Here is a 19,107-nt window from a genome sequence, read left to right as displayed (position 1 = left end):
TTCTAACCACTGATCTCTGACTTCTGATCACTGACCTCTAAGTTCAACAAGTGCTCCTTTGCTGCTAATCCGCCACCATAGCCCGTGAGACTGCCGTCTGCACCGATAACCCTATGGCAAGGCACAACAATAGAGATAGGGTTAGCTCCGTTGGCATTGGCTACCGCACGTACACTCTTAGGGCGACCGAGAGCGGCAGCTTCCTCTTTGTAGCTCCACGTTTTGCCATAAGGTATTTTGAGCAGTGTTTGCCATACACTCCTTTGGAAGTCGGTACCGAGTCGCATATCAATAGGCACCGTAAAAGTGCGCAATTCACCCGCAAAATAAGCCCTGAGTTCACGCTCCAAGAGCTGCATCACAGCGTTTTCACCTTCAGCGAATACCTTTGTGTCACAAGTCTTTAAAAGTGCATTGAGTTCACGCGCTAAGCCTTTAGCATTAGGATGTTCTAAGAAGCACACCCCTTCCTCGGTAGTGCAAGCGGTCATCATCCCAATAGGGGTCTCTATCTCTTTTCGGTATAATTTATTGCGCATATAACATTAAGGGTTAGGGGTTATTTCTGTGGTTTCTAAAAGTTGTTCTTTGCGTTCTACTTCTTCTATCAGCTGCTTTGGCGAGTACTCTTTTATGAGCTTAAACCCAGCGTAAAACCCAAAGGTAATGCCTCTGACGGTTCGCCCATTGAGGTTAGGAAAGACGTCTTGGCAGCCTACATTTATCATCGCCCCCCAAGTGGCTCTACCCCACTCCCAGCCTATTCCTGTGCTTACGCCTATGTCAAAAGGGGTAATGTTGTCTGTGGCACTATTGCCGATTTGCAGTGTCTTCTTTTCGCTATAAAAATGATGGTATTGCTTGTCGTAGAAGTCCGTTTCATAGTTGTGTTCTGATTCGCCAGAGAGCGGTATGCCCATATATAAGCCGAGGCGGGGTATCATTCGCAATCTACGTTGTTTTACCTTGAAATACACTAAGATAGGCATTTCTATATATCTCAACGAGAGATCGCTACCTCGCAAGAAAGCATCTTTTTCTTCTAAATATCTCCCAGGATAATTATGTCCCCATTTGCCCGTGTATAACAAGCCTGTTTCAATACCCAAACCACGGTAAAGACGCACATTAGCCAACGCTCCTATATGAGCAAATGCCCCTGAATACTGATAGAATACAGATTTTTTCGAGTCCCCAATCGTGTACATACCAACACTCCCCCGTACCTCTAAACCCACGCGCTGCTGTGCCTTAATGCCAAGCGAAAAAGCTATTAACAATGTAATTAACCAACCTCTTTTCATAGTATTTTATTTTAGGAATAACTCACTGCCCTCTCATTACTCTCTACTCTCTATAACCTACCTCTATCTCAAAACTTGCCGCAACAAAGGCTGCTTTTACTACCTCTACTTCGCTCAGGCGTACTTCAACAATATATTCACAGGAGAGCTCCAAGCGTTGGGCTACAATACTAAGGTTATACTCTTTGATAACGCGCATCACCTTGTTCATATCCTTATATGCAAAACGAATGGTAAGTTGCTCGGTGATAAGTCTTTCCTCAATAGTAGTCTCTTGCAAGGTAAGCTGTGCGGTGGTTTTATAAGCAGCAACCAACCCGCCTACCCCCAACTTGATACCGCCAAAGTAACGCACAACAATCAGTAGCACATTCGTCAGCTCAAAGGACTGTATTTGTCCGTAAATAGGTAAGCCCGCAGTGCCACTGGGCTCACCATCGTCATTAGCGCGGTAATGCTGCGTGGTACCCGTACCTAAGCACCAAGCATAGCACCAATGTCGTGCTGAGAAGTGCGCCTTATGCACCGCCTCCAAGTGCTCACGGATCTGCTCCTCAGTCGTTACGGGATAGGCATAACCCAAGAACTTACTGCTCTTCTCCTTAAAAATAACTTCCTCAACCGCTGAGGAGATGGTTTTATAAGTGTCCATATTTAGTAATGTATAATTTATAATGAACAATGTATAATTTACAGATTGATTGTATTATCCATTGTGCATTGTGCATTATTCATTGCTACATATTATTCTTCGATTCTAATTCAGCTTGAAACTCTTCTATCACAGGCTTCATCGTGCTTTCGGGTAGGTCAGCAATACGGATGTACATCAGTCCGTCCACAGAGTTGTTAAAGAGCGGATCAACATTAAAGGCAATCACCTTGGCGTTCTGCTTGATGTACTTCTTGATAAGCACAGGCAACCGCAGACTTCCTGGTTCTACCTCATCGATAATCTTGTCAAACTTATTGAGGTCGGCTTGTGTTTCATCAAAGATAAAATCCTTATCAGCATCTTTGAGTTTTACCTTAAACTCTTTCTTAGGACGCACATACTGAGCGATATAAGGGTCGTAGTAGTTGGACTTCATAAACTCAATCATCAACGACTTGGAGAAGTTAGAGAACTGGTTGCTGATGCTCACCCCACCGAGTAGGAACTTGTGTTCGGGATAGCGTAGCGTAGTGTGTGCAATGCCTTTCCAAAGAAGGAAGAGCGGCATTGGCTTCTGTTGATATTCAGGCACCACAAAAGCGCGCCCCATCTCAATAGTTTTGCTCATCATATCGTAGAGCTCAGGCTCAAATCGGAAGAGATCGTGGGTGTAGAAACCTTCAATACCATACTTAGGGAAAATCTCTGCCCCTAAGCCCATACGGTAGGCACCGACAATCTTCTTAGCCTCTGTATCCCAAAGGAATAGGTGGTGATAATACTCATCGAACTTATCCAAGTCGATAGAGGCATTGGTGCCTTCGCCCACTGCCCTAAACGTGATTTCTCGTAGGCGACCAATCTCTTTAATGATGTTGGGGATTGCCGCATAAGGAGCTAAGAAAGCCTCGTAATTATTGTTTTTCAGCAGGCGATAATCCTTCTTGGTAATGGCTGTAATCTCCTTCTCAATGAGGTCAATACTCACAGGGGCAGCAATCTCCTGAGCGGGTTCATTGTTCTTGCTGTTTTTCAGTACGCCTGATAGCGGCAAGAACTTCTTATCCTGTTCAAAAGCATTGGCTAAGATATAGGTCTTTTTGCGCAAAAACTCAGTGTAGGAAGAGAGATCGGCGTGTTCCTCTTGCATCGCCACCGATATAGGTTTGCCAATACGTATATAGATCGTGCGCTGCTTTTGGGTCAAAAGTTCTGAAGGGAGCTTAGCCGTGCGCAGTGTATCGCTGATGTTTGCCAAGAAGTAAAACAGCGGACTGTTCTTCGCGTGGAAGTAGATGGGTACTACGGGCACTTTGGCGTGCTTAGCAAGCTTCATCGCAGGCTCTTCCCAAGGCTTATCAATGAGCAACTGACCATCTTTCTCTACTGATACTTCCCCCGCAGGGAATAAGCCCAAGGGGGCACCCCCTCTCAGGTGCTTGATGGCGTGCTTAAAGCCCACTACACTTGATTGGGCATCTTTTCGATCTTCAAACGGATTTACAGGTAGTACATAAGGTGCCAGCGGCTCAATGCGCTGCAAGAGGAAGTTCGCCATAATCTTAAAATCAGGACGTTTTTCTAAGAGTAGTTTCAGTAGCAATATGCCATCTATCCCTCCCAGAGGGTGGTTAGAAATGGTGATAAAAGCCCCTTCCTTAGGAATATTCTTAAAGTCCTCCTCAGGGATCTCAAATCGTATCTGCAATCGGTCGAGTAGTGCAGAGAGGAACTCCACTCCCTGCAAGTGTTTTAGCGACTTATAGATACGATTGAGCTTCGAGAGCCTGAGCAGCTTCATCAGCAGCCAGCCCCCCGCCGTACCCAAAGGGCCAGCCTTGTCTATATGTATCGCCTGTGCCACCTCTTTGGCACTCACCAATCCTTTGTCTTTCTGCATCTTTAATTTCTTTCTTAGTGGTTAGTGGTCAGTTATAGTGATTAGTAAGTTATCTAAAACTATTCACTCCTTGCTCTTCCTTCTCTAAACTTAGTTTCATACTCCCTACTCGTGGTTATTCTGCTTGTTCTTACTTCTCGCGGCTCGTATCCGCTTAAGCCTTGGCATTAGTTCATCGGCACGTAGTGCTTTTTTGGCTACACGACCCACGGTTAATCCTTGTACCAATATTGAGAAGACTACCACGATGTAGGTAATCTGTACCAGCACCTCTTTGATATGCCCTGCTTCGTGGTAAGGTATAGAGAGCACTAAGGCTATGGATACCCCTCCGCGCACACCTCCCCACACCATCGTAATGAGCGATCCTCTTGAGTAGGTTGTAGTGCGCTTTAAAACGGTTTTTGCAGGAATGTATATCGCTAACGCTCGCCCGATGAGGCATACCAATATCGCCAAGCAACCCAGCAACAATTGGTCTTCTAAGCCTTTCAATATCAATAACTCAAACCCTATAAAGAGGAAGAGTACCGCATTCATAATTTCATCAATAATCTCCCAAAACTTTCCTAAGTAATCTTTTGCCACCTCATTGTCAGACTTCTTATTGCTATTACCAATGAAAAGCCCCGCTACCACCATCGCTAGAGGTGAGGACACGTGTGAACCCTTTGCTATGAGGAAGCCCCCCATCACCACTGCCAAGGTGATGAGTACATTCACGTGATAGTCATTTGCCTTGTGCATCATCTTTGAGGCTACCCATCCGAGCAATCCCCCTAAGAAAACTCCACCGCCAGCTTCTATCAAGAAGAGCTTGGTGATAGAGGCAAAAGAAGGAGTGAAATCATCTACACCTGTGGCAATCTTAAGCACTACTGCAAAGAGCACTACCGCTACCCCATCGTTAAAGAGCGACTCACCTGTAATCTTCATTTCCAAACGCTTGGGCACCTTAGCCTGCTTGAGTACCCCCATTACTACAATCGGGTCGGTGGGTGAGATGAGTGCCCCAAAGAGCAAACAATAGGGGTAGGGAATCGCAAATCCCAAGTAAGGCGACACGTAGTAAAGCAACAACGAAATAAAAAACGCCGAAAGCACCACGCTCACCGTAGCGTAAATGAATATCGCGCGCCTATGCTGTTTCAGGTCGGAGAAGTTGATGTGTAGTGCCCCTGCAAAAAGCAGGAAGTTAAGCATCGCCCCCATCAGTATCTCGGTGAAGTCAATGCTACCAATAAGGCTCTCCAATTTATGCGACAAGCCAGGGAAAATCACCTCTCCAAAGAGATGTACCCCTACCGAAACGAGCATTGCGATCACCATAATCCCTATGGTCATCGGCAACTTTACATACCTGACATTCACATACGAGAAAAGTGCCGCCAGCACTATAATCCCCGAAAAAGCGTAGTATAATTCCATAAATATTTAGAGATCAGAGGTTAGTAGCTAGAGCCTTGAAATAAGCATCTCTCTTCTCTAATCATTATTTTGGCGCAAAGATACACTTTTTCTATTAAAGTACAAAAGAAAAATGGTAAATTTAATCTTTGAAGATTATGGAAACTCTCTTCTTGCTTTATTTTGTTGTGTTTATAGCATTACGAAGCCTTTCCTCTCTTTTTTTAGTAAGATCAGTAAAGTTGAACTGTAAAGCAGGCGTTTGGGGCTCTAACTCGCCATTATTGATTGCTCTAAGTAGGATTTCTTCAATCCAATAATCCTCCTCTATTTCATCGGGGTGATAGCCTTTTTTAAGAGAAATGTCATAAAACCAAGCGGTTTTATTATACCAAAAGGCACTCCAGCTATTACGAAGATTCTTTACCAAATCATAGGCAGTATCACCCGTTTGGCGGTGAATAAGTTTCACTAAAATACGCCCTTGCGAACGTGATAGTTTTTTAAGTTCATCCGTAAAATGACTCTCAATATACTCCTGAGTGCGCTTTACATAGACTTTTTTCTGACGCTTGTTTTGCATTGTGTCCATTGTGCGTTCCATAGTGTAGAGGCGGTCGGCTGCCATCTTAGCATAAGGGTATACCCTCTTCACGCGACTGCGCAATATGAGGTAGCGTTTTTTAGCTTCTAAATCGCCAAAGGAGCGTTCCTTTCCAAAGAGGTTCACCTCTGAAAGGTGTATTGTATCACCTGCAAGGAATTGCATATCACCGATATAGATAGTATCACGATGCTGTGCCCGCAATGCAGAGGTTATCAATAAAAGTATTATGAAATATATTTTTTTCATCTTACCAAATTTGTCATTTTCTCTTCCCGCAAAAATCGTTCCAAAGACTAAATTCTATTTACAAAATTTACTATTCAGGCAAGGCTGGGGCTTTTTCCCTGCGCAAGGGCGAGCTGAGTGTTTTGAGGAAGGCTATGAGGGCGGCACGCTCTTTGGGGGTAAGGTGCAAGGGCTTGAGCAGCGGATCGGTAGTGGGGAAAAGTGTATCGCCCACTTGCTTGCCACGAGGCTCAGGGCGCGGCATCCCAGCGTTGTACATCTCAATCATACCCTCAAGGTCAGGCACAAAACCATTGTGTATGTAAGGTGCCGTAGCGGCTACATTACGCAAACTCGGCGTTTTAAACCCACCGACGTCTTCCTTCTTGCCAGTAATCTTATACCTGCCCAAATCCTCATACATACGCCCATAGTACGACAATCCTTCGTTGTGAAATTGCTCATCGGCGAAAAGCGGCGTATTATGGCAGTTGATACAGCGCGCTTTGGTGCGGAAAAGGTGCAACCCAATGACTTCCTCATCGGTAAAGTGCACCTTTTCACCCGAAATAAAGCGGTCGAAACGCGTTTTAGCAGCAGTAATAGTGCGCTCGTAAGTGGCAATTGCCTGGGCGATGCGCTCAATCGTTACCTTTTCATCGCCAAAAGCGGCTTTAAAGTAGGGGCAATACCCCTTTACCTTGCGTATATGCTTCACGGCAAGCTCCTTAGTGGAAGCCATCTCCACAGGGTCGGTAAGCGGACCGAGAGCTTGCTCTTCCAAGGTAGCCACACGCCCATCCCAGAAAAATATAGTATGATGCCCCATATTGAGCAGGGACATCGCATTGCGCTTGCCCGTTTGGCGGTTATGCCCATACGAGACACTGCGCCCATCAGCCCAACCGAGCTCTGAGTCGTGGCACGAAGCACACGATATCTGCCTTGAGCGCGAAAGTCGTGGGTCAAAAAACAGCATTTTGCCAAGCACTTTCTTCGCCTCACTAAACGGATTCTCTGCAGGGAAAGGCACCTCAGGCAGCACGCCTATATCCTTAAAGCCCACACGCACCACAGCGTCCAACACAGGGGCTTCCCACTGCGAAGGATCGCCCGAACTGTACTGCGCACGCAACAGCTGCACGTAGGCGGCATCTTCAAAAATATCTTGCTGCCTCACCCTAAAGGAAAACAGCAATAGTAAAGCAAATACGATAAAAATTCTCATTACTAATTAGTTTAATGAGCAGAGAGTAGAGAGCAGAGAGTAAATTGCTAACGCACCGTACTCATTACTCTCTACTCATCATTAAGGACCGGTTCTCCATAGAGATCATAATCAGCAGCTTCGGTAATCTTTATGTGGGCAAAATCGCCTATCTTCACATAGTGCTTACGTGCATCAATCAGCACCTCATTATCCACATCAGGCGAGTCGTACTCAGTACGCCCAACGAAGTAATTACCCTCTTTTCTATCAATCAGGCAGCGGAAAACCTTACCTACTTTCTGCTGATTGAGCTCCCACGAAATCTGCCCTTGCAACTCCATAATGGCATTGGCGCGCGCCATCTTCACCTCCTCAGGCACATCGTCCGCCAAGACATAAGCCGCTGTATCCTCCTCGTGGCTATACGTAAAACAACCGAGGCGGTCGAAGCGCATTTCCTTTACAAAGGCTTTCAGTGCCTCAAAATCCTCCCCCGTCTCCCCAGGGTAACCCACGATAAGCGTAGTGCGAATAGCCATCTCGGGCAACGCTTCGCGGAAGGTTTTGAGCAGCTTAGTCGTCTTTGCCTGCGTAGTACCGCGCTTCATACTCTTTAAAATCTTATCCGAGATGTGTTGTAGCGGAATATCCAAGTACTTACAGATCTTCGGCTCGGTTTTCATCACCTCTAAAACGTCCATCGGGAAGCCTGTCGGGAAGGCATAATGCAGGCGTATCCACTCAATGCCTTCCACCTTTGCTAACGCCCTGAGCAGATCCGCTAGGCGGCGTGCCCCATAGAGGTCTAACCCGTAGTAGGTAAGGTCTTGCGCGATGAGTATCAGCTCTTTGACACCCTTAGCTGCTAAGCCCTCAGCCTCGCGCACCAAATCCTCAATGGGGGTGGACTTATGGCTGCCGCGCATCAGCGGAATGGCACAAAAACTACACGGACGGTCGCAGCCCTCGGCGATCTTCAAGTAGGCGTAATTCTTGGGCGTGGTCGTCAGTCGCTCACCAATGAGTTCGTGCTTGTAGTCCGCCCCCAGCACCTTGAGCAATTGGGGCAGCTCGCTGGTGCCGAAATATTGGTCTACATCGGGAATTTCCTTCTCTAAATCAGGCTTATACCGCTCACTGAGGCAGCCCATTACGAACACCTTGTCTACCTGACCGCGCTCCTTGCGATGCACATAGTCGAGGATCGTGTTCACGCTCTCCTCTTTGGCACTGCCAATAAAGCCACAGGTGTTGATCACCACGATGTTACCCTGCTGCTCGTGCACCACCTTCTTGCCACTGCCTTTGAGTTGCCCTGCCAGCACCTCACTGTCATATACATTTTTCGAGCAACCCAAGGTTACCACATTGATAACGTTCTGTTTAATTGATTTGGTACGCATAGATATATTTTAGGGGTTAGTGATTAGGGATTAGGGGTTAGTGAGCAGAGGTCAGTTGCTGAGCCCTGAGTTCTGACCTCTGTTCACTGTTTCCTGATCTCTGACTTCTGACTCAATTTCAGGGCGCAAAGATACAACTTTTTCGGAAATTAGAAAGCAGAAAAATAGCGAGTAGAAGAGTGTTCTCTACTCGCCATTTTCTATTGATTAAAAGCTATGAAAGTTATTTTGTATAGGTTTCTTTGCCGCCATCGGAACCTTCGCGCTCTGAAGGGTAACCATTTTCACCTGGCTTATAGGTATAGGTTACTGATTTTGATGGGCGTGGATCAGCATTTGGATTGGTAGTGGCTTCGTTATCGCTTCGAAGTGGCTTCGATTGATAGTTTACAACAATGTGTGTGGATATCGGCATTTAAGGTTTTGTTCTTAATGAGATGAGTTTTGAAAGTTTGTAGCGAATCGTGTTTTTATTGTAAAATACTATTTTTCAAGTTTTTGTATTTCTCAAGAGAGATATTAAAAAAAATTATTTGTATTTTTTAGCTCGTAATACAATTAATTTGAGTATCTTTGTAGCTCGATTTTGATTAGTACAACAAATGACAACAGACGTAAAGAAAGAAGGTAAGTTTTCATACATAGAAAGTGGTGAAGGTACCCCTATCATTGTGCTACACGGACTTATGGGGGGGTTGAGCAATTTCGAAGGGGTTATTTCTTTTTTTTCAGGGAGGTACAAGGTCGTAGTTCCTGAGCTTCCTTTGTTTTCGATGCCTTTATTGACGACTTCTGTTAAGACTTTGGCGAAGTATATCCATAAGTTCATCAAGCATAAGAAGTTTGAGAAGGTGATCCTGCTGGGGAACTCACTTGGGGGGCACGTGGGCTTACTCTACACTAAGCTCTACCCTAAGGAGGTTAAAGCGTTGATTCTCACGGGGAGTTCTGGTCTTTATGAGAGTGCTATGAGCGAAGGTTATCCGCGTAGGGGCGACTATGAGTTTATTAAGAAGAAGTGTGAGGAGGTGTTCTACGATCCTGCCGTGGCTACTAAGGAGATTGTAGATGAGGTGTTTGAGAATATTAGTGATCGTTCGAAGCTCATCAAGACGCTGGCGCTGGCAAAGAGTGCTATCCGCCACAATATGGCTAAGGATTTGCCTAAGATGACAACCCCTGTGTGTCTTATCTGGGGTAAGAACGACTCGGTTACGCCTCCGAAAGTGGCTGAAGAATTCCACGAATTGCTACCTAATTCTGAGCTTTTTTGGATTGATAAGTGCGGGCATGCGCCTATGATGGAGCACCCTGACGAATTTAATGAGGTACTCAACAAATGGCTTGAGCGTACAGATAAATAGGTAAATAAATAGTTTTCAAGTGGTTATTAAGAAGGCTGAATTTGTGATGAGCAACTCGGATGTGAGTAAGTGTCCTACGGAGGGCTTGCCTGAGTATGCTTTTATAGGTCGCTCGAACGTGGGGAAATCGTCATTGATCAATATGCTGACCAATCACAAGGGGCTGGCTAAAACTTCGGGCAGACCTGGGAAAACACAGCTTATCAACCACTTTAAAATCAACAATCAATGGTTTCTGGTTGACCTGCCTGGGTATGGCTATGCGCGGGTGTCAAAGACTACTAAGCGTGTGTTTCAGAAGTTTATCACTCAGTACTTTGAAAAACGTAAGCAGCTGATTTGTGCCTTTGTGCTGGTGGATATACGGCACGAACCTCAGCCCATTGACTTGGAGTTTATGCAGTGGCTCGGCGAGAACGCTATCCCTTTTGCGATTGTCTTCACCAAAGCCGACAAACTTAAGCCTCAGGCGATTGAACGCAGCGTTGAAGTGTATCAGCAGGTGCTTTTAGAGACGTGGGAGGAGATGCTCCCGTACTTTATTACGTCGGCTGAGAGCAAACTCGGCAAGGAAGAACTGCTGCAGTATATTGAAGATATCAACACTACGGTAAAATAATAAAAACGGTAAGACCATACATCGCTACGTTTTAAAATAAGAAGTCCGCGCTCCCAAGGGAGCGCGGACTTCTTATTTCTCCATATTCCAACTTACGCCTCTCCTGTTACACCAAAGAGCGGTATCGTATAACTGCTGTTATCGCTGATATTGCCGTTGGCGTTCTCGTACTTCTCGATGTTGTCCGCAAGGGCTGCCAGCAGGCGTTTGGCGTGTTCGGGGGCGAGCACCACCCTACTGCGCACATGCGCCTTAGGCATTCCTGGCATTACATTGACGAAGTCGAGTACAAACTCACTACTCGAGTGATTGATAACCACGAGGTTCGCATAAACCCCGTCAGCCATCTCCTGATCGAGCTCAATGCTGAGCTCGCGTTCGTTGTTCTCGTTTGTATTAGTCATCTTTTCGTGATCTTCTTCTTGTTGTTGGTTCTGGCGTAGGTTCCATCTCAGCCTTTGAGCCTACGAGTATCTTCTCGTAACGCTTGAGTCCTGTCCCCGCAGGGATACGATGACCCACGATTACGTTCTCTTTCAAGCCATCGAGGCTATCGATCTTGCCGCTGACAGCCGCTTCGTTGAGCACCTTGGTCGTTTCTTGGAAAGAAGCTGCCGAGATGAACGATTTGGTCTGCAATGAGGCTCTGGTAATCCCCTGAAGGATAGGTCGCGCCGTAGCAGGGATCACATCGCGAGCCACTACTAAGGCTTTGTCCGCACGCTTGAGCAATGAGTTTTCATCGCGCAACTGACGCAGCGACACTATCTGCCCTGCTTGGAGATTTTCGGAGTCGCCTGCGTCCTCAACCACCTTTTTACCAAACAGGCGGTCGTTTTCCTCGATGAAGTCGTCCTTATGCACGAGCTGACCTTCCAAATAGAGGGTATCCCCTGGGTCTTGGATTTCCACCTTGCGCATCATCTGGCGTACAATTACCTCGAAGTGTTTATCATTGATCTTCACCCCTTGCAAGCGGTATACTTCCTGTACCTCATTTACCAAATACTGTTGCACTGCCGATGGACCCTTGATATTGAGGATATCGTCAGGGGTAACTGAGCCGTCAGAGAGGGGCTTGCCCGCACGTACGAAGTCGTTCTCTTGCACCAAGATTTGGCTCGATAGTTTCACGAGGTACTTGCGTTCCTCACCGAAGCGCGAGGTTACAATCACCTCTTTGTTACCACGTTTGATCTTCCCGAAGGATACCACCCCGTCGATCTCCGATACAATCGCTGGGTTGGAAGGATTACGCGCCTCAAAGAGCTCCGTAACACGAGGCAGACCCCCTGTGATGTCGCCCGCCTTAGCTGAACTACGTGGTATCTTCACCAGCACGCGTCCCTCTTCGATCTTGCTGTCGTTATCCACCATAATGTGGGCTCCCACAGGCAAGTTGTACGAGCGCAGTTCTTCGCCATTCTTGTCTAAGATACGCAAAGTAGGGATGAGCTTCTTGTTACGCGATTCCACGATTACCTTTTCTTGGAATCCTGTTTGCTCATCGATCTCTATCTGGTAAGTAACCCCTTGTTCTATATCTTCATAAGCGATCTTCCCTGAGAATTCAGAGATGATTACCGCGTTATAAGGATCCCATTGGAAGAGCAGCGTTCCTTTGGTTACTTGTTGCTTGTCTTTTACAAAGATATGCGCCCCGTAAGGTATGTCGTGCGTTTGCAACACCATACCTGTGTTTGCATCTACCACCTTGAGCTCTGAGGAACGAACCACCACGTCTACTGGGTTCTGTTCGTTGTCTTTTCCTCGTACTACACGCAGGTCTTCGATGTCCAAAATACCATCGAAGCGTGCTTCGGTCTTGTTCTCTTCTGAGACGTTACCCGCAACCCCTCCCGCGTGGAAGGTACGGAGTGTCAGCTGTGTACCAGGCTCCCCGATGGACTGTGCAGCTACTACCCCAACGGCTTCGCCTGTCTGCACCATACGTCCTGTTGAGAGGTTACGTCCGTAGCACTTCGCGCAGATACCGTGTTTGGCTTCGCAGGTAAGTGCCGAGCGTACTTCTACCATCTCTATCGGTGCCGCATCGATTTTATCTACTATCTTTTCGGTGATTTCTTCTCCCGCAGCTACTAACAGCTCTTCGGTGAGTGGGTTGTACACATCGTGGAGCGATACACGCCCAAGGATACGCTCACCGAGGGTTTCCACCACCTCTTCATTCTTCTTCAAGGCGCGTACTTCTACGCCGCGGAGGGTGCCGCAATCCTCAGTGTTGATAATCACGTCTTGCGATACGTCTACCAAACGGCGTGTGAGGTAACCCGCGTCCGCTGTCTTGAGGGCAGTATCCGCTAACCCCTTACGAGCCCCGTGCGTAGAGATGAAGTATTCCAAAATCGACAGCCCTTCCTTAAAGTTAGAGAGGATAGGGTTCTCGATGATTTCCCCACCACCTGCTGTTGATTTCTTAGGCTTTGCCATCAGCCCACGCATACCTGTCAGCTGGCGTATCTGTTCCTTAGAACCACGCGCCCCTGAGTCGAGCATCATATATACGGAGTTGAAGCCTTGCTGGTCGCCGCTGATGCGTTTCATCGCCAGCTCGGTGAGTTGCGCATTGGTCGATGTCCAAACATCGATCACCTGATTGTATCGCTCGTTGTTGGTGATGAGCCCCATATTATAGTTCATCATAATCCCCTCTACCAATCCGTTTGCCTCAGCGATCATATCTTGTTTCTCCTGAGGGATAATAATGTCCCCAAGGCTGAACGAGAGTCCCCCTTTGAAGGCGAACTTATACCCGAGGTTCTTAATCTTGTCGAGGAAGTCCGCCGTAGTGGGTATTGAGGTTGCTTTGAGGATACGCCCGATAATATCACGGAGCGATTTCTTGGTAAGCACTTCATTGACGTAGCCCACTTCCAGCGGAACGAGCTCGTTGAAGAGCACGCGCCCTGTGGTGGTTTTCACCAAGTGGTATATCACGTTACCGTTCTCATCGAGGTCGCGCACTCGTACGTTGATCTCTGCATTGAGGCTCAATCGCCCTTCATTGTAGGCGATATTCACTTCCTCATTGGAGTAGAAGGATTGTCCTTCGCCCAAAACAGGGTACTCAGGGGTCGATTTGCGCGACTTGGTGATGTAATACAGCCCCAAGACCATATCCTGTGAAGGCACCGTAATTGGCGATCCGTTCGCAGGGTTTAATATATTGTGCGATGCGAGCATCAGCAGTTGCGCCTCTAAGATCGCTTCAGGACCGAGGGGCAAGTGCACCGCCATCTGGTCGCCATCGAAGTCCGCATTGAACGCCGTACACACCAATGGGTGCAATTGGATCGCCTTACCCTCTATCAGCTTAGGCTGGAAGGCTTGGATACCCAAACGGTGCAACGTAGGGGCACGGTTGAGCAGCACGGGGTGTCCCTTGATGACGTTTTCAAGGATATCCCATACCACAGGCTCTTTCTTATCAATGATTTTCTTTGCCGACTTCACCGTCTTTACGATACCGCGCTCGATGAGCTTGCGGATCACAAATGGTTTGTATAGCTCGGCTGCCATATTCTTTGGCAGACCGCATTCGTAGAGTTTCAGTTCAGGTCCTACCACGATCACCGAACGCGCCGAGTAGTCCACACGTTTCCCTAAGAGGTTCTGACGGAAACGCCCTTGCTTACCCTTCAATGAGTCAGAAAGCGACTTGAGCGGACGGTTCGACTCGGTCTTCACTGCCGACGACTTACGGGTGTTATCAAAGAGCGAATCCACTGATTCTTGCAACATACGCTTCTCATTGCGGAGGATTACCTCAGGAGCTTTGATCTCCATCAATCTTTTAAGGCGATTGTTGCGGATAATCACGCGACGGTAGAGGTCGTTCAAGTCCGAAGTGGCAAAACGCCCACCATCGAGGGGCACCAAGGGACGCAACTCAGGCGGAATAACAGGGATGACCTTCATAATCATCCACTCGGGCTTGTTTTCGCGGTGCTTCTTTGATTCGCGGAAAGCCTCCACTACCTGCAAGCGTTTCAGGGCTTCGGTTTTGCGTTGCTTTGAGCTCTCGTTGTTTGCCTTATGGCGCAATTCGTAAGAGAGCGCGTCCAAATCAAGGCGTTCGAGGAGCTCCAAGAGGCACTCAGCACCCATTTTAGCGACGAACTTATTAGGGTCGTTGTCCTCGAGGTATTGGTTATCTTGCGGAAGGCGTTCTACGATCTCCACGTATTCCTCTTCAGAGAGGAAGTCGAGGTATTGCAAGTCCGAGCCATCGGGTGCCTTAGCCAGCCCTGGCTGAATGACTACATATCGCTCGTAATAGATGATCATATCGAGCTTTTTAGAAGGCAGCCCGAGCAAATAACCGATCTTGTTGGGCAGCGAACGGAAATACCATATATGTGCGATAGGCACCACAAGGTTGATGTGCCCCACGCGTTCGCGACGCACTTTCTTTTCCGTTACTTCAACCCCACAACGGTCGCAAACGATGCCCTTATAGCGGATGCGCTTGTACTTTCCGCAGGCGCACTCGTAATCCTTTACCGGACCGAAGATACGCTCGCAAAACAAACCATCACGCTCAGGCTTATGCGTGCGATAGTTGATAGTTTCAGGCTTCAACACCTCTCCACGCGATACCGCAAGGATCGACTCAGGAGACGCTAAGCCTATTGAAATCTTATCAAATTTTGTAACAGGTGTAACTCTTTCTCTTGCCATTGATTTATGGTGTATAATGAATTAATTTTAGTTTATTTTTAGTATTTAGTGGTCAGGGGTCAGTGATCAGTGATTAGTGGTCAGTGATCAGTGATCAGAGGTCAGAAAGCAGAGTATTGTTTCCCATTCCTGATCTCTGATCTCTCATTCCTGATCTCTGATTTCTCTTTACTCTCTATTCTCTTCTCTCTATTTCGGCTTCCCCCAATCGACAGGTGCCCATTGTGTGAGCTCCCAAGGGAAGTCGTTGATGTTATCGAACTTGCCGTACTTCTTCTCGAACTCTCCATCGTGTTCCCAAGGGTCTAACCCGTGCATCGCAAGCTCATAAATGCCGTGCTCAGTGGTGAAAGTGTGGCAGAATAGGTTCTTATCTGCGGCATAAGCCCCGTATTTCTGTACCGCCTTGGCAATCATCAGGGTAATAGGGTGCAAATTCAGTTTATCCAAGTCCACTTTCGGGTCGATACGGCACCATTGCCCTTCCATTGGGGCGTCGGCATCGTCCAGATTGCCATCGCCAGCCCTCGCAGGCCACGAATAGCCTTTACGGGCTTGTGCTATGGTGAACGATAGGGCGTGATTGATCTCCCCTGCCCTCACTTCCTCGATACCGATCTGCGAAAGCGGGTTGAGCATCCCCACTACCGAGCTACCGCCTTTGGTAAGCTGCATCCAATAGTTGTCCTTAGCGAGCCCTCGCAAGCCTGGCTTGGCAATGAAGTAGCCCGAGCCTTTAAACTTGTACTCCCCGCTGTTCACATACGTTACTCCGAAGTACTGACGCATCACTCCCGTTGCCACGTCGTACACCGCCATATGCGCATCGTTCCCTGCGGCGGGCTTGGCATCGTGCACGATAGGCTGACGCCCTCCCGTGTATTTATAGAGGTCTGCATCGTCTCGCTCACGGTGTCCTTCGGGGATAAAATTAGCATAATGCTGGTTCTTATCGTTACTATCTACTATAATTATGGTGTAATTATAGTGCTGACGTGTAATGGTAGTGATCACCCCAGAAGGATTCTTTGCCAGCGATTTCATTTTGGCTGCAATCGCTGCTGAATTAGGCGCGAGAGGCATTTCTTTGTCTACCCTTCGCGTAAAAACGGTCCCCTTTGCCACATAGTTCTTTCCGAAAAGGTCGCCCGAGGTTTTGTACACCACATTTGGGTCGATCGGGTCATCCCCGCCGCCTCCGTTGCTGTCCTTTCCGCAAGCCACAAGGGCAAATGCTGCTACTAATGTTATGAACTTTTTCATAGTCGGTTGTTATTTTGGTGTTTGTTATCCTTTTACGATTTACCTACAATGCTTCTACTCTGCTTTTGAGTGCTCTATTCATCGCCTCGAATTGCTTTTTGAGCATCTCGGTATCAAATTTGTAGGTCGCAAATCCATTGAAGGTCATCGCCTGCACAAAGGTGGTACTCCCATCAGGATTGCTCTTTACCTCAAAAATATGGTTCGCACCCACGATAATCCCGCCCAGCACCTGTTTGCGCATTACGATACGCTCGCCTACTTTCAGCTCCCTGACCTTCGGATTGAGCGTTGAGGTAGTGCCATCGGGGCGCGCCAGAGTCGCTTGCATCCGTTCGCCCTCTACAAGCGTGCCTTCCATCTTTACAATATAAGGGTTCCACGTTGGATACGCCCCGAAGTCGGTAAGCACCTGCCAAACCTTCTCCGCTGGGGCGTTGATGGTGATTTCTGTACGAATTTCCTTTGCCATACTTTGGTGTATCACCAGCAGAATGATGATACACAGCATTGCGATGATACCTATCTTTTTCATTTTCTCGGTGTTTGTTATCCTTTTACGATTAAGGTCAAGCTCTCGAGGAGTTGCGGCTGATCCTCAAGGGCGATCTTCGCTATGGAAAAGAACTCGCGCACCCATTTTTCAAGAGCTTCGAAAGCCTTATCCTTGTTCTTTGTAGCCTGCTGACTTTCGCCTTTCTCATTTTGGTAAACGGTGTAGGCTTTTTCGGCTTCGGCGATGGCATCGAGCTGCGCCTTGATGTGCGCCGCATCGATTTTCAGTCGCTCGAGGGGTTTGGCAAGTGCTGCATCGCGCTCGAGGGTCTCGTAGAGGGTTTTCATCTCGTCCAAAGCGTGGGCGATAGCACGAGAGGGCTTGCCTGTGAGTTTTAAATTCTTGAGCGTATCACTTTGCCCCTTAAAGATGATGCGCGCCTTTTTGCGGTCGGCTACATACACCTTGTCAAGCTCTTCTAATTTCTTACTGAAAGTCGCATAGGCAGAGGTCTCGTCCTGCGTATCTTTCACGTTGGCTTTATATAGCTCAACGGCTTTATCATAAAGGGCTTTGCCCGCTGTCATTGCAGCCTCATCGTATCCATATTCGGCGAGCTCCTTTGCCAGCGTGGTGTTCTCTTTTGCATTGGTAAACAACTTACCGTAATCCTGAATGATCTGTGCTTGTGAAAAACGTTTTCCCATTGTATTTTTAATTTATATGTTTAATTATTCATTACTTTTGTTCATTTGTAGGTTACTTTTGTCTTGCTACAAAGGAACGGTGGTTTGCTCAAAGGTACTCTTGCGTTGCTCAGAGGTACTTTTGCATTGCTCAAAGGTACTCTTGCGTTGCTCGAAGGTACTCTTGCATTGCTCAAAGGTACTCTTGCGTTGCTCGAAGGTACTCTTGCGTTGCTCAGAGGTACTTTTGTGTGTTTTTGTGGTACTTTTACCTAAAAACGGGTTACTTTTATATCAAAATATGATAAATTTTGTACTTTTGGGAGTGCAATCACTTCATTTGGTAACATCCTCTCCCGTCTCACATACTGTCGCAGTGCGCCACTTCCTTCAAAGGAGAGGGGAAACCGATCACAGGACTTCCTTTTGGGGTACTCTCGCTTCCTTTACTGAGAACTATACATTATAAACTATGCACTATACACTGTACACTATTCACTATACACTGTGCACTATTCACTATACACTCAAACTCGTTTATATAGCTCTTCTATGGGGAGCCTTACCCTATCGCCCCAGACCCCTTTATCCTCACGGATGCCACAGCTTATCACCATATTGATTTCTGTGCCGTAGGGCAGGTTCAGTAACTTTCGCACGCGGCGCGCATCGAAGCCCTCAAGCGGACAGGTGTCGTAACCCTTTTCCGCCATTGCCAACATAAAGGTCTGGGCTACCAGTGCGCAGCTCTTGTGTACCACTACGCGGATATCTCCCTCAGATACTTGGGTCATCATTGGGCGGAAGAGGCTCACCCCGAGGGCTAAGCCTTTACGCAGCCACCCCAAGAAGCCAAAAGCCCTCGCATAGACAAACGGAAGAAACTTTCCGTAGTACTGTTCCCATCGTTTGATGCGCTTCTCTTGCTTTTTCGGTGGCGAGTTGCGCCTTACGTTTTCCACTTCTGCGGCTAACAATGCCTTGCAGTGCTCTTTGTATTTATCCTGTCGGGTTACGAACACCACAAGCTGCTCGGCGGTTTCCACCGACTCCTGATCGAGGCACGCGGGCACCATCTGGGCAAGCAGCTGCTTATTTACGATGTGATACATCTCATAGAGCTGCATATTAGAGCTCGTCGGTGCGAGCACTGCCTCCTCGGCACATTGCTTTACGACCTCCGCATCGATCGGCTGGTCGGAATAGTGGCGCACTGCTCTTCTAAATTCTAATATTTCCTTTAAACTGTTCATCTTTTTATTAGTGG

General features: G+C 47.4%; 18 protein-coding genes. 3 read left to right on the top strand and 15 right to left on the bottom strand.

What is annotated here, in order from left to right; all coding sequences use genetic code 11:
* Window positions 1–2: 2 nt before the first annotated feature.
* The 9 genes from AXF12_RS03455 to AXF12_RS03415 form a co-directional block, all read right to left on the bottom strand.
* Window positions 3–539 carry a methylated-DNA--[protein]-cysteine S-methyltransferase gene (locus AXF12_RS03455; protein ID WP_066428353.1) on the bottom strand — a complete coding sequence of 179 codons (537 nt, stop codon included), beginning with the start codon at window positions 537–539 and terminating at the stop codon, window positions 3–5.
* A gap of 6 nt (window positions 540–545) precedes the next feature.
* Complete coding sequence (locus AXF12_RS03450) at window positions 546–1,304, bottom strand: porin family protein (RefSeq protein ID WP_082752966.1); 759 nt, start codon at window positions 1,302–1,304, stop codon at window positions 546–548.
* A 43-nt stretch (window positions 1,305–1,347) separates the two neighbouring features.
* Complete coding sequence (locus tag AXF12_RS03445) at window positions 1,348–1,956, bottom strand: IMPACT family protein (protein WP_066428350.1); 609 nt, start codon at window positions 1,954–1,956, stop codon at window positions 1,348–1,350.
* 85 nt (window positions 1,957–2,041) lie between these two features.
* Complete coding sequence (locus tag AXF12_RS03440; protein WP_066428349.1) at window positions 2,042–3,859, bottom strand: GNAT family N-acyltransferase; 1,818 nt, start codon at window positions 3,857–3,859, stop codon at window positions 2,042–2,044.
* Window positions 3,860–3,964: 105 nt separating this feature from the next.
* On the bottom strand, window positions 3,965–5,287 hold the full coding sequence (locus AXF12_RS03435; RefSeq protein ID WP_066428347.1) for a cation:proton antiporter: 1,323 nt from the start codon (window positions 5,285–5,287) through the stop codon (window positions 3,965–3,967).
* 157 nt (window positions 5,288–5,444) lie between these two features.
* Complete coding sequence (locus AXF12_RS03430; protein WP_066428342.1) at window positions 5,445–6,119, bottom strand: DUF4294 domain-containing protein; 675 nt, start codon at window positions 6,117–6,119, stop codon at window positions 5,445–5,447.
* Window positions 6,120–6,189: 70 nt separating this feature from the next.
* Complete coding sequence (locus AXF12_RS03425) at window positions 6,190–7,326, bottom strand: cytochrome-c peroxidase (protein WP_066428340.1); 1,137 nt, start codon at window positions 7,324–7,326, stop codon at window positions 6,190–6,192.
* Window positions 7,327–7,397: 71 nt separating this feature from the next.
* Window positions 7,398–8,711 (bottom strand): 30S ribosomal protein S12 methylthiotransferase RimO, encoded by a 1,314-nt coding sequence (rimO, locus tag AXF12_RS03420; RefSeq protein WP_066428338.1) that lies wholly within the window; start codon window positions 8,709–8,711, stop codon window positions 7,398–7,400.
* 223 nt (window positions 8,712–8,934) lie between these two features.
* The gene (locus AXF12_RS03415; protein WP_066428336.1) at window positions 8,935–9,126 is read right to left on the bottom strand and encodes a hypothetical protein; all 192 of its coding nucleotides are present in this window, start codon (window positions 9,124–9,126) and stop codon (window positions 8,935–8,937) included.
* 187 nt (window positions 9,127–9,313) lie between these two features.
* Here AXF12_RS03415 and AXF12_RS03410 point away from each other — a divergent pair, with 187 nt between their 5' ends.
* Together AXF12_RS03410 and yihA are read left to right on the top strand one after the other, a co-directional pair.
* Window positions 9,314–10,075, top strand: a complete 762-nt coding sequence (locus tag AXF12_RS03410) for an alpha/beta fold hydrolase (protein WP_066428335.1) — start codon at window positions 9,314–9,316, stop codon at window positions 10,073–10,075.
* Window positions 10,076–10,121: 46 nt separating this feature from the next.
* Complete coding sequence (gene yihA, locus AXF12_RS03405; protein WP_066428334.1) at window positions 10,122–10,694, top strand: ribosome biogenesis GTP-binding protein YihA/YsxC; 573 nt, start codon at window positions 10,122–10,124, stop codon at window positions 10,692–10,694.
* A gap of 92 nt (window positions 10,695–10,786) precedes the next feature.
* Here the strand turns inward: yihA and AXF12_RS03400 are convergent, their stop codons facing one another.
* From AXF12_RS03400 to AXF12_RS03380, 5 genes are all read right to left on the bottom strand, one after another.
* Window positions 10,787–11,098 carry a DUF3467 domain-containing protein gene (locus AXF12_RS03400; protein WP_066428333.1) on the bottom strand — a complete coding sequence of 104 codons (312 nt, stop codon included), beginning with the start codon at window positions 11,096–11,098 and terminating at the stop codon, window positions 10,787–10,789.
* A complete protein-coding gene (gene rpoC, locus AXF12_RS03395; RefSeq protein WP_066428331.1) occupies window positions 11,091–15,395 on the bottom strand; it encodes a DNA-directed RNA polymerase subunit beta' in 4,305 nt (1,434 codons plus the stop codon). The genes AXF12_RS03400 and rpoC overlap by 8 nt, the downstream gene beginning before the upstream one ends.
* A gap of 189 nt (window positions 15,396–15,584) precedes the next feature.
* Window positions 15,585–16,658 carry a hypothetical protein gene (locus AXF12_RS03390; RefSeq protein WP_066428330.1) on the bottom strand — a complete coding sequence of 358 codons (1,074 nt, stop codon included), beginning with the start codon at window positions 16,656–16,658 and terminating at the stop codon, window positions 15,585–15,587.
* Window positions 16,659–16,701: 43 nt separating this feature from the next.
* The gene (locus AXF12_RS03385) at window positions 16,702–17,193 is read right to left on the bottom strand and encodes an SRPBCC domain-containing protein (RefSeq protein WP_066428328.1); all 492 of its coding nucleotides are present in this window, start codon (window positions 17,191–17,193) and stop codon (window positions 16,702–16,704) included.
* 14 nt (window positions 17,194–17,207) lie between these two features.
* The gene (locus AXF12_RS03380; RefSeq protein WP_066428327.1) at window positions 17,208–17,861 is read right to left on the bottom strand and encodes a PQLLE family protein; all 654 of its coding nucleotides are present in this window, start codon (window positions 17,859–17,861) and stop codon (window positions 17,208–17,210) included.
* Between the two features lie 84 nt (window positions 17,862–17,945).
* Between AXF12_RS03380 and AXF12_RS12245 the strand changes: the two genes are divergently transcribed.
* Window positions 17,946–18,116, top strand: coding sequence for a hypothetical protein (locus AXF12_RS12245; protein ID WP_159429721.1), 171 nt, complete (start codon window positions 17,946–17,948; stop codon window positions 18,114–18,116).
* Between the two features lie 251 nt (window positions 18,117–18,367).
* Here AXF12_RS12245 and AXF12_RS03375 read toward each other — a convergent pair whose 3' ends face one another.
* On the bottom strand, window positions 18,368–19,093 hold the full coding sequence (locus tag AXF12_RS03375) for a nitroreductase family protein (protein WP_066428324.1): 726 nt from the start codon (window positions 19,091–19,093) through the stop codon (window positions 18,368–18,370).
* Between the last annotated feature and the right edge of the window lie 14 nt (window positions 19,094–19,107).

Origin of the sequence: Capnocytophaga haemolytica (genome assembly GCF_001553545.1) — a bacterium.
GTDB lineage: Bacteria > Bacteroidota > Bacteroidia > Flavobacteriales > Flavobacteriaceae > Capnocytophaga > Capnocytophaga haemolytica.
Note: the sequence above shows the minus strand (reverse complement) of the source record. Positions and strands in the feature narration are given on the sequence as shown.

Bases quoted from the DNA above. Each gene is read 5' to 3' on its own strand.
- AXF12_RS03455 (WP_066428353.1), bottom strand. From the start codon at position 539: ATGCGCAATAAATTATACCGAAAAGAGATAGAGACCCCTATTGGGATG.
- AXF12_RS03450 (WP_082752966.1), bottom strand. From the start codon at position 1,304: ATGAAAAGAGGTTGGTTAATTACATTGTTAATAGCTTTTTCGCTTGGC.
- AXF12_RS03445 (WP_066428350.1), bottom strand. From the start codon at position 1,956: ATGGACACTTATAAAACCATCTCCTCAGCGGTTGAGGAAGTTATTTTT.
- AXF12_RS03440 (WP_066428349.1), bottom strand. From the start codon at position 3,859: ATGCAGAAAGACAAAGGATTGGTGAGTGCCAAAGAGGTGGCACAGGCG.
- AXF12_RS03435 (WP_066428347.1), bottom strand. From the start codon at position 5,287: ATGGAATTATACTACGCTTTTTCGGGGATTATAGTGCTGGCGGCACTT.
- AXF12_RS03430 (WP_066428342.1), bottom strand. From the start codon at position 6,119: ATGAAAAAAATATATTTCATAATACTTTTATTGATAACCTCTGCATTG.
- AXF12_RS03425 (WP_066428340.1), bottom strand. From the start codon at position 7,326: ATGAGAATTTTTATCGTATTTGCTTTACTATTGCTGTTTTCCTTTAGG.
- rimO (WP_066428338.1), bottom strand. From the start codon at position 8,711: ATGCGTACCAAATCAATTAAACAGAACGTTATCAATGTGGTAACCTTG.
- AXF12_RS03415 (WP_066428336.1), bottom strand. From the start codon at position 9,126: ATGCCGATATCCACACACATTGTTGTAAACTATCAATCGAAGCCACTT.
- AXF12_RS03410 (WP_066428335.1), top strand. From the start codon at position 9,314: ATGACAACAGACGTAAAGAAAGAAGGTAAGTTTTCATACATAGAAAGT.
- yihA (WP_066428334.1), top strand. From the start codon at position 10,122: ATGAGCAACTCGGATGTGAGTAAGTGTCCTACGGAGGGCTTGCCTGAG.
- AXF12_RS03400 (WP_066428333.1), bottom strand. From the start codon at position 11,098: ATGACTAATACAAACGAGAACAACGAACGCGAGCTCAGCATTGAGCTC.
- rpoC (WP_066428331.1), bottom strand. From the start codon at position 15,395: ATGGCAAGAGAAAGAGTTACACCTGTTACAAAATTTGATAAGATTTCA.
- AXF12_RS03390 (WP_066428330.1), bottom strand. From the start codon at position 16,658: ATGAAAAAGTTCATAACATTAGTAGCAGCATTTGCCCTTGTGGCTTGC.
- AXF12_RS03385 (WP_066428328.1), bottom strand. From the start codon at position 17,193: ATGAAAAAGATAGGTATCATCGCAATGCTGTGTATCATCATTCTGCTG.
- AXF12_RS03380 (WP_066428327.1), bottom strand. From the start codon at position 17,861: ATGGGAAAACGTTTTTCACAAGCACAGATCATTCAGGATTACGGTAAG.
- AXF12_RS03375 (WP_066428324.1), bottom strand. From the start codon at position 19,093: ATGAACAGTTTAAAGGAAATATTAGAATTTAGAAGAGCAGTGCGCCAC.